The sequence below is a fragment of the Acidovorax sp. genome (assembly GCF_046339755.1).
Taxonomy (GTDB): Bacteria; Pseudomonadota; Gammaproteobacteria; order Burkholderiales; family Burkholderiaceae_C; genus Acidovorax.
This window is the reverse complement of record NZ_JBKDTZ010000026.1, coordinates 1-8,420: the sequence shown is the minus strand read 5'-3', so window position 1 is coordinate 8,420 and position 8,420 is coordinate 1. Positions and strand designations below refer to the sequence as shown.

The 8,420-nt window shown below is 69.0% G+C and carries 8 protein-coding genes; 4 read left to right on the top strand and 4 right to left on the bottom strand.

The window, feature by feature from the left end:
- Together ACK59X_RS02395 and ACK59X_RS02390 are read right to left on the bottom strand one after the other, a co-directional pair.
- The coding region (locus tag ACK59X_RS02395; RefSeq protein ID WP_409954847.1) for an ATP-binding protein at window positions 1-1,193 on the bottom strand (1,193 nt) is incomplete at its 3' end.
- Window positions 1,187-1,864, bottom strand: coding sequence for a response regulator transcription factor (locus ACK59X_RS02390; RefSeq protein ID WP_409954845.1), 678 nt, complete (start codon window positions 1,862-1,864; stop codon window positions 1,187-1,189). The genes ACK59X_RS02390 and ACK59X_RS02395, both read right to left, overlap by 7 nt.
- 13 nt (window positions 1,865-1,877) lie before the next feature.
- On the opposite strand from ACK59X_RS02390, the gene ACK59X_RS02385 reads away from it, so the two are divergent.
- Window positions 1,878-2,081: a hypothetical protein gene (locus tag ACK59X_RS02385; protein ID WP_409954844.1), complete on the top strand. Its 204-nt coding sequence runs from the start codon at window positions 1,878-1,880 to the stop codon at window positions 2,079-2,081.
- Window positions 2,082-2,218: 137 nt separating this feature from the next.
- On the opposite strand, the gene ACK59X_RS02380 is transcribed toward ACK59X_RS02385, so the two are convergent.
- Window positions 2,219-2,941: a FadR/GntR family transcriptional regulator gene (locus ACK59X_RS02380; protein WP_409954842.1), complete on the bottom strand. Its 723-nt coding sequence runs from the start codon at window positions 2,939-2,941 to the stop codon at window positions 2,219-2,221.
- Window positions 2,942-3,067: 126 nt separating this feature from the next.
- Between ACK59X_RS02380 and ACK59X_RS02375 the strand changes: the two genes are divergently transcribed.
- The 3 genes from ACK59X_RS02375 to ACK59X_RS02365 all read left to right on the top strand — a co-directional run bounded on the left by ACK59X_RS02375 (window position 3,068) and on the right by ACK59X_RS02365 (window position 6,389).
- The gene (locus ACK59X_RS02375; RefSeq protein WP_409954840.1) at window positions 3,068-4,264 is read left to right on the top strand and encodes a mandelate racemase/muconate lactonizing enzyme family protein; all 1,197 of its coding nucleotides are present in this window, start codon (window positions 3,068-3,070) and stop codon (window positions 4,262-4,264) included.
- A 24-nt stretch (window positions 4,265-4,288) separates the two neighbouring features.
- Entirely contained in the window at window positions 4,289-5,248 is a 960-nt protein-coding gene (locus ACK59X_RS02370; RefSeq protein ID WP_409954839.1) for a 2-hydroxyacid dehydrogenase, read from the top strand.
- Between the two features lie 124 nt (window positions 5,249-5,372).
- Window positions 5,373-6,389: a Bug family tripartite tricarboxylate transporter substrate binding protein gene (locus tag ACK59X_RS02365; RefSeq protein ID WP_409954838.1), complete on the top strand. Its 1,017-nt coding sequence runs from the start codon at window positions 5,373-5,375 to the stop codon at window positions 6,387-6,389.
- Between the two features lie 3 nt (window positions 6,390-6,392).
- Here ACK59X_RS02365 and ACK59X_RS02360 read toward each other — a convergent pair.
- On the bottom strand, window positions 6,393-8,420 hold a 2,028-nt coding region (locus ACK59X_RS02360), incomplete at its 5' end, for an ATP-dependent DNA helicase (RefSeq protein WP_409954837.1).

The following is an 8,420-nucleotide window of genomic DNA, read 5'->3' as shown; positions in this document are numbered from 1 at the left end:
GGCTCGAACACCCGTTCGCGCTCCTGCATGGGAATGCCGGGCCCGTCGTCCTCGACGTCGATGGTGGTGCCATGCACGCGCACTGCCACATGCTGGCCGCCGTGCTCCGCGGCGTTCTGGACCAGGTTGGTCACGACGCGCTCCAGCGCCCCCGCATCGCCGGCCACGCTGCCGCCCGCGTCCACCTGCACGGCGATGGTCTTGCCCGACGCGATCATGAGCGGCGCCATGTCCGCCGCCACGCCGCGCACCAGCCCGGCGAGGTCGATGCGAACCCGGGGAGGCTGGAGGTCCAGGCGCTGCAGGTCCAGCAGCTGCTCGGCCAGGGTGGCCAGGCGTGCGACCTCGCCCGACAGGTGCTGGCCATCGCTGCCCGGGGCGGCATCGATCTTGGCGCGCAGGATGGCGATTGGCGTGCGCAGTTCGTGTGCCGCCGAGGCAATGAAGCGCTGCTGCCGCTCGTAGCCCTCGTCCAGTCGGGCGAGGGCCTCGTTCACCGCGCGCACCAGGGGCCCGATCTCGCGCGGCACCTCGTGCTCGGACAGCCGTATGCCGCGCTGGTCGACGTCGATCTGCTCGGCCTCCTTGGCGATGCGCGCCACGCCTGAGAGCGTGCGCCGCACGATCCAGGGGGTGTTGATGAGGGAGACCACCGCGAAGATCAGGATGATCGGGAGCACGATCAGGTTGGACGCCACGACGACGGCAAAGGTCAGGCCGATGAGCTTGCCGTGCGCCAGGATGGTGACCTTGCCCGCGGAGCTGCTCTCGCGGCGCACCACGGCCGACAGGCTGTAGGGCGGTGAGCGGTCGCGGAAGATGGCGTACGACAGGTCGCCCAGGGCGCTCACGACCGAGTCGAACTGGGCTGGCATCTGCCCCGACGAGACCTTGTGGCCGGCATCGTCCTTGGCCACGAACCACAGGTCCGGAGCGGCCGCCCGGAGTTCGGCCAGGTCTGGTGTCTCGGTGATGGCCAGCCCGCCATCGTTCGTGCGCACCAGGGCCTTGGCGATGACGTCGGTGATCTTTTCATCCGTGTAGAGCCCGCCTGCGTCCATGCGGGCACCGATGGCGATCAGCACGATGAAGGACAGCAGCAGGGTGATCAGGTTGATCACCAGCGGCTGCACGATCAGCCGCCGCTTGAGAGAGGGCTGGCTGGGCTTCTTCTCCTTTTTCTTCTTCAACATGGTGCCGCCCGCAGCAGGTAGCCGACGCCGCGCACGGCGTGGATCTCCACCCCCGCATCGGCGTCGGCGAGCTTGCGCCGCAGGCGCGAGACATGGGAGTCCAGCGTGTTCGAGTGGATCTCGTCGTCATAGCCGAACACGGCCTGTTCCAGTGTTTCGCGCATCACGGTGCGCCCCTTGCGCTGCACCAGGCAGGCGATGACGCGCAGCTCGCGCCGCGGCAGGTCGAGCCGCTGGCCTTGCACCGATGCCTCGTCGCAGGCCGGATCGAAGCAGAGTCGGCCCAGCGTGATGGTTTCGCTGGCCAGGTCGCTGGGCCGGCGCCGGATCGCGCGGATGCGCGCCATCAGCTCCTCCAGCGCGAAGGGTTTGGCCAGGTAGTCGTCGGCGCCTTCGTCCAGTCCCTCGATGCGGTCGGCCAGTTTTCCCAGGGCGCTCAGCACGATGACGGGAACCCCCCGGTTGCGCGAGCGCAGGGCGGGCAGCAGGGCCAGGCCATCGCCGTCCGGCAGCGTGCGGTCCAGCAGCACCAGGTCGTGGGCCGCGCCCTCGGCCGATGCCCGGGCGTGCGCAAGGGACGCGGCGGTGTCGACGACGAAGCGCTCCCGCTCCAGGGCGATTCGCACGGCATTCGCGAGTTCATACTCGTCCTCGATCAATAGTATGCGCATGGTTGATTTATGAATGGGTATTTTTTTGATTATTGGAAGGGCGCAATGTTCATGCAATGCTGTTGATGTATTTGCATTTTCATTTGATTTTCAGGGTATTATTTGTTTGGGTGTGGCATTCTATTCGCACGCCATGCGGCACCGCAAGCCAGAGGAATGGTCAGGCCTTGCCGCGCTGGCAGCACGATTATCTGGCCCCGGGAAATGGGGCTGGTGATTATGGTGATTTGATCCATTCGGGTATTTTGATTACCCAGCCGCGCAGCCGATCGGATTCACTGAAAATGCGCCGCCGGCAAAGCAATGCCCGGCCCGCGTGGATTCACCGCCCCGGCGCGGGGCGGGGCGCCTGGATCACTGGCCGAACAGGCGCGCGATGCCGCCCTGCAGGTGGGCCTCGGCGCCGTGGCGCGCTGCCTTGGCGTCCTGGCGGCCGATGGCGTCCTCGATGGCCGCATGCTCGCGGCACACGTCGGCCAGGCGCTCGCCGCGCGGCCGCCCCACCAGGCTGCGCACCAGGCCGATGCTGAAGCGTGTCTGCGGCTCCAGAGCGGCCATGGTCATGCTGAAGAAGCGGTTGCCGCAGGCCTGGGCAATGGCTGCGTGGAAGGCGATGTCCTCATCCACCGCATCGCGGCCCTCGGCCAGTGCGCGCTCGAAGCGTTCGCGGCAGTCGCGGATGTACTGCATCTGGTCGGCCGTGCGCACCAGGGCCGCACGGGCTGCGGCCTCGCCCTCCATGCTGCAGCGAAAGTCCAGGAAGGCGCGGATGTCCGGAATGTTGCGCAGCGCCCCCAGCGAGAGCGGCTGGGTCTGGGGCAGGGCGTCGGTCACGAAATTGCCAGAGCCCTTGCGCGTGCTGATGCGCCCCTCATCGCGCATGCGCGCCAGCGCCTGGCGCAGCACCGGCCGCGACACACCCAGCCGCTGGGCCAGCGCCGTTTCCCCGGGCAGGCGTGCCTGAGGCTCGAACCCCGGCGTGCCCAACAGCTTGAGCAAGCTGTCGTAGACGCGGTCCGCCAGCAGGCGCTCGGCGCTGGGTTGCGGAAGGTCGGCGGAGGACTGCAGGGTGTTCATGGTTGACAGGTATTTACAGGGAAATCCTGTGATTGCGGGTGAAGGTCGCCAAAAAGACAATCGCATCCAGAGATTCAAGGCGTATTTCGGTACCTGGAATCGCAAAGATATAAAAAGCTGTAAATCATGTCAACCATCACCTGCCTGCGCACCTACCGCATGCCCGACCGGCCCAGCCTGATCTGGCTGGAGATCGAAACCCGCGACGGCCTGGTCGGCCTGGGCGAAACCTTCCGGGGCGGCGTCTCGGTCGAGGCCTGCCTGCACGGCGAGCTCGCCCCCTGGCTGCTGGGCCGCGATGCCCGGCACATGGAGGGCATCTCGCGCCACTTGCTCACGCCCTATGTGGGCTACAACAGCTCGGGCGTGGAGGTACGCTCGGCCAGCGCGGTGGACATCGCCCTGTGGGACCTGGCCGGCCAGCGCCAGGGCGTGCCCCTCTACCAGGCGCTGGGCGGCGGCGCGCGCGACAGCGTGCCCGTCTACAACACCTGCGCGGGCTATGCCTTCAACACCAACGGCAAGCGCCGCGACATCGGGGCAGCGGACGAGTCCGAAGGGCCCTACGACGACCAGGTGGCCTTCATGCGCGATGCCGGAGCCCTGGCCGAGAGCCTGCTGGCCGAGGGCTACAAGGCCATGAAGATCTGGCCCTTCGACATCTATGCACCCGCCAGCGGTGGCCACCTGATCAGCCTGCCCGACCTGGAAAAGGGCCTGCAACCCTTCCGCCAGATCCGCGAGGCCGTGGGCAACCGCATCGAGGTGATGTGCGAGTTGCACAGCCTGTTCGGCGGCCACTCGGCGTTGCGCATCTGCCAGGCGCTGGAGGAGTACAACGTGTTCTGGGTCGAAGACCCACTGTGCAAGATGGACGACGCGGCCAGCCTGGCCGACCTGCGCCGCCGCACCCGCGTGCCCATCTGCGGCAGCGAGACCCTGGGCGGCCTGCGCCCCTTCCGCGACCTGCTGGCGCAGGACGCGCTCGACGTGGTGATGCTGGACCTGGCCTGGTGCGGCGGCTTCACCGAGGGCCGCAAGATCGCCGCCCTGGCCCAGGCCTACAACAAGCCTCTGGCGCCGCACGACTGCACGGGCCCCGTGACCTTGATGGCCGGCCTGCACATGGCCTTGCATGCCCCTACCGCCATCTACCAGGAGGTGGTGCGCGCCACGCTGGCCACCTGGTACCGCGACATCGTGACCGACCTGCCCGTGATCACGGCCGGCATGGCCCAGCCGCCTGCATTGGCGGGGCTGGGCACTCGGCTCACCGAGGCCTTCAAGCAGCAGCCCGGCCTCATCGTGCGGGAAACCCGCTGAACCACCTACCGGAATCTGTTCTCCATGCTCATCAAGATCGTCGGGCTGCATGCCCCCAATGCCCCCCGCCTGCGCGCACTGCTGGGGCCGGAACACGAAGTCCAGGCGCTGGACGCCTTTCCCGTTGCCGGCCCTATCGCTGCGGACGTGGTCATCACCAACAGCATCGCGGCGGGCGAGGCCGCGCGCCTGCAATGCCGGCTGCTGCACGTGCCCGGCGCGGGCTGGGAGCAGATCGCCTGCGATGCGCTACCTGCCGGCACGCTGGTCTGCAATGTGCACGGCCACGAGGTGCCGATTGCCGAGTTCACTCTGCATGCAGTGCTGGAGCACTGCCTGGCACTGTGGCAGTACCCCGCGCGGCTCGATGCCGAGGCCTGGGCCGGCGCGTATGCAGCCCGTTCCCAGCACGGCGAGGCCCATGGGCGGACCATCGCCATCCTGGGTTTCGGCCACATCGGGCAGGAGATCGCACGGCGCGCGCGGGCCTTCGGCATGCACGTGGTGGCGGTCACCCGCAGCGGTCGCCCGGCGCCGGCCGAGCTGGCGCAGGAGAGCATCGCCGTGGCGGCGCTGGACGAGGTGCTGCCCCGCGTGCAGGTGCTCGCCGTCTGCTGCCCGCTGGACGACAGCACGCGCGGCCTGATCGGTGCGCGCCAGTTTGCGCTGATGCCGCCCGATGCCCTGCTGGTCAACGTGGCCCGTGCCGTGGTGGGGGACGAAGAGGCCCTGTACGAAGCGGGGGCCCAGGGCCGGCTGGGCCGCGCGGTGCTCGATGTCTGGTACCAGTACCCGAAGAAAGGCCAGGCGCCCGTGCCGCCCTCGCGCTGGCCACTGCACGAACTGCCCAATGTGCGCGGCACGCCCCATATCTCGGCCATCACGCCCGCGCTGCTGGACCGGCGCTACGGCTTCATGGCCCGCAACATCGAGCGGCTGCAGCGTGGCGAGCCGCCCGAGAACCTGATCTACCGGGCGCCCTGAGTGCCACTGCCGCGGGCGGTTGAGCGCACGCGGCGATTCCACCACCTTCCGGCCCTGGCCGGTGCAAGACCCCAGGAAGGCCGAGTCGGCCTTCGCTCACCCTGAAAAAGAAACGGAGACCGCCATGACTGCCCCGATACTGCATTGCCTGCCCCACAACCTGCCCAGTCGGCATGCCATCGCGTGCCTTGCCGCCGCCGCGCTCCTGGCAGGCACGGCCCTGTCCCTCCGGGCCGAGGAGGCGCCCGCTGCCTACCCGAGCAAGATGATCCGCATCACCGTGCCCAACCCGGCAGGCGGCACCTCCGACGTGCTGGCGCGCCTGCTGGCCAAGGAGCTGGGCGAGGCCCTGAAACAGCCCATCATCGTCGACAACAAGGCCGGCGCCAATGGGCAGATCGGCGCCTCCTTCGTCGCCAAGTCGGCGCCTGACGGCTACAACCTGCTGCTGCTGGACATGAGCGTGCTGACCATCGGGCCCAGCGTGATGCAACTCAACTACCAGCCGCTCAAGGACCTGGCGCCCATCGCCATCCCGGCCTACTCGCCGCACCTGCTGGTGGTGCGCAACGACCTGCCGGCGAAGAACATCGACGAACTGGCCGCCTACGCCAAGAAGACGGGCAAGCCCGTGAGCTTCGGCACCCCGCTGGCGGCCATCAGCCAGCTCGCCGGCATCCAGCTGGCGCAGGCCAAAGGCTTCGACTTCAACATCATCGGCTACAAGGGCGGCGCCCAGGCGCTGGCCGACCTGGCGGGCGGGCAGATCGACTCGGCCATGGCCAGCGTGGTAGCGACCAACACCCTGGTGCAGGGCGGCAAGGTCAAGGCCATCGCCGTGACCAGCGCCAAGCCCTTTGCGGCCACGCCGGGCGTGCCAACCGTGGCCTCGCAGATCCCCCACTTCGTCACCGGCTCCTGGCAGGGCCTGCTGGCGCCCGCAGGCACGCCGCCCGCCGTGCTGGACAAGCTGCAGGCCGCCGTGCAGCGCATCGTGGCCCGGCTCGACATCGCCAAGCGGCTGGCGGAACTGGGCTCGGAGCCCTCGGACATGAACCGCCAGCAGATCGCGGAGTGGATGCACACAGAAACCACTCGTTGGTCCAAGGTCGTGAAAGACAACGGTATCAAGGCGAATTGACGCTCAGTGCTGCCACCACCGGGGCAGCAGGTCCCGGATTTCGCGCCGGCCGAAGCGGTCGTCCATCAGGTGCACCACGCCTTCGTCGCTGGGCGTGCGGATCACACGGCCCGCGGCCTGCACCACCATCTGCAGGCCGGGGTAGAGGTAGGTGTAGTCATAGCCCTCGCCGAACAGCGCCTGCATCCGCTCCTTGACCTGTTCGTTGACCGGGTTGACCTGGGGCAGGCCCAGCGTGGCCAGGAAGGCGCCGATCAGGCGCCGGCCCGGCAGGTCGATGCCCTCGGCAAAGGCGCCGCCCAGCACCGCGAAGCCGATGCCCTCGCTGGTCTCGGTGAAGCGGGCCAGGAACTCGCGCTGCTCCGATTCGAGCATGCGCCGCGACTGGCTCCAGTGCGGCAGCGCGGGGTGCTGTTCTGCCAGCAGTGCGGCTGCCTGCTGCAGGTACTCGTAGCTGCTGAAGAAGGCCAGGTAGTTGCCCGGCCGCTCGCCGAACTGACTTGCCATCAGCGCCACGATGGGCGCGAGCGAGGCCTTGCGGTCCGGGTAGCGGGTGGAGATGTGGCGCGCCACCTGCACTGACAGCTGCGCCGCCTGGAACGGCGACTTCACCTCGATGGCCAGGTGGTCCTCGGGCAGGCCCAGCAGGTCGGTGTAGTAGCGCTGTGGCTGCAGCGTGGCCGAGAACAGGGTGCTGGTGTGCGCCGCCTCCCAGCGCGGGGCCAGGAAGGGCGCGGGCACCAGGTTGCGGATGCACAGGGTGGAGCTGCCGGGCGCGCGCGCCGCCTTGGGCAGGCCCGGTGCCGTGGGCTGGGTCACGTCCACCAGCGAATGTGCGTCAAGCAGCCCGGCCATGCGCACCAGATGCAGCGCGTCGAAGTAGAAGGCCTGCAGGGCCGCATCGGGCTCGGCCGGGTGCTCGGCCAGGTGGTCGGTGAGGGTATTGCCGCACAGCTGCAGGGCGGCCAGCAGGTCCTCGGGGAAGGCCTCGTGCACTGCGTAGGTGCTTGTCTGCTGCTTGTCCAGCGCCACCCAGGCGCGGCGCACCTTGTCCAGCGCCTTCTTGACTGCAGGGTAGCGGGCGGCGCTGGCGGACTGGCGCGCCTGGGCCAGGCCGTCCGGGCGCAGCTCGGCGGTGTACATCTTGCGGCCCCGGTCCACCAGGTTGTGCGCCTCGTCCACCAGCAGCGCCGTGCGCCAGCCGTTGGCCTGGGCCAGGCCGTGCAGCAGGCCGCCCATGTCGAAGTAGTAGTTGTAGTCGCCCACCACCACGTCGGCCCAGCGCGCCAGTTCCTGGCTCAGGTAGTAGGGGCAGACCTGGTGCGCCAGCGCGGCGCTGCGCACCTCGGCCTGGAGCAGGGTGATGCGTTCGCTGCCGGCCTGGGGCTGCAAGGCGGCCGCGCGCGCGGCGGGCAGGCGGTCGTAGAAGCCCTGTGCCAGCGGGCAGGATTCGCCGTGGCAGGCCTTGTCGGGGTGCTCGCAGGACTTGTCACGCGCCACCATCTCCAGCACGCGCAGCGGCAGGGCGGGCGCGCTGTCGGCCAAGCGGGTGAGGGCGTCCAGCGCCATCTGCCGGCCCGAGGTCTTGGCCGCGAGGAAGAACACCTTGTCCAGCCGCTGCGCGGGTGCCGCCTTGAGCAGCGGGAACAGCGTGCCCATGGTCTTGCCGATGCCCGTGGGCGCCTGCGCCATGAGGCAGCGGCCCGCGCTGGCGGCCTTGTACACGGCCTCGGCCAGCGGCCGCTGGCCGGTGCGAAAGCCGCCAAAGGGGAAAGCCAGCGCGGTGAGCGCCGCATCGCGCGCCGCGCGGTGCGCCACCTGCGCCTCGGCCCAGGCCAGAAAGCGCTCGCACTGCGCCTCGAAGTGCTGCCGCAAATCGTCGGCACTGCGGCGCTCGGGGAAAACCGTCTCCTTCTGGCTGCCGATGTCGAAGTAGATGAGCGCCAGTTCGATGTGCTCGAGCCCTTCCTGGTCGCGCTGCTGCCAGGCGTAGATGCGCGCCTGGGCCCAGTGCAGCGCACGGTGCGAGGC

Coding starts and splice junctions, on each gene's coding strand:
- ACK59X_RS02390 (WP_409954845.1), bottom strand. CDS start 1,864: ATGCGCATACTATTGATCGAGGACGAGTATGAACTCGCGAATGCCGTG.
- ACK59X_RS02385 (WP_409954844.1), top strand. CDS start 1,878: ATGGGTATTTTTTTGATTATTGGAAGGGCGCAATGTTCATGCAATGCT.
- ACK59X_RS02380 (WP_409954842.1), bottom strand. CDS start 2,941: ATGAACACCCTGCAGTCCTCCGCCGACCTTCCGCAACCCAGCGCCGAG.
- ACK59X_RS02375 (WP_409954840.1), top strand. CDS start 3,068: ATGTCAACCATCACCTGCCTGCGCACCTACCGCATGCCCGACCGGCCC.
- ACK59X_RS02370 (WP_409954839.1), top strand. CDS start 4,289: ATGCTCATCAAGATCGTCGGGCTGCATGCCCCCAATGCCCCCCGCCTG.
- ACK59X_RS02365 (WP_409954838.1), top strand. CDS start 5,373: ATGACTGCCCCGATACTGCATTGCCTGCCCCACAACCTGCCCAGTCGG.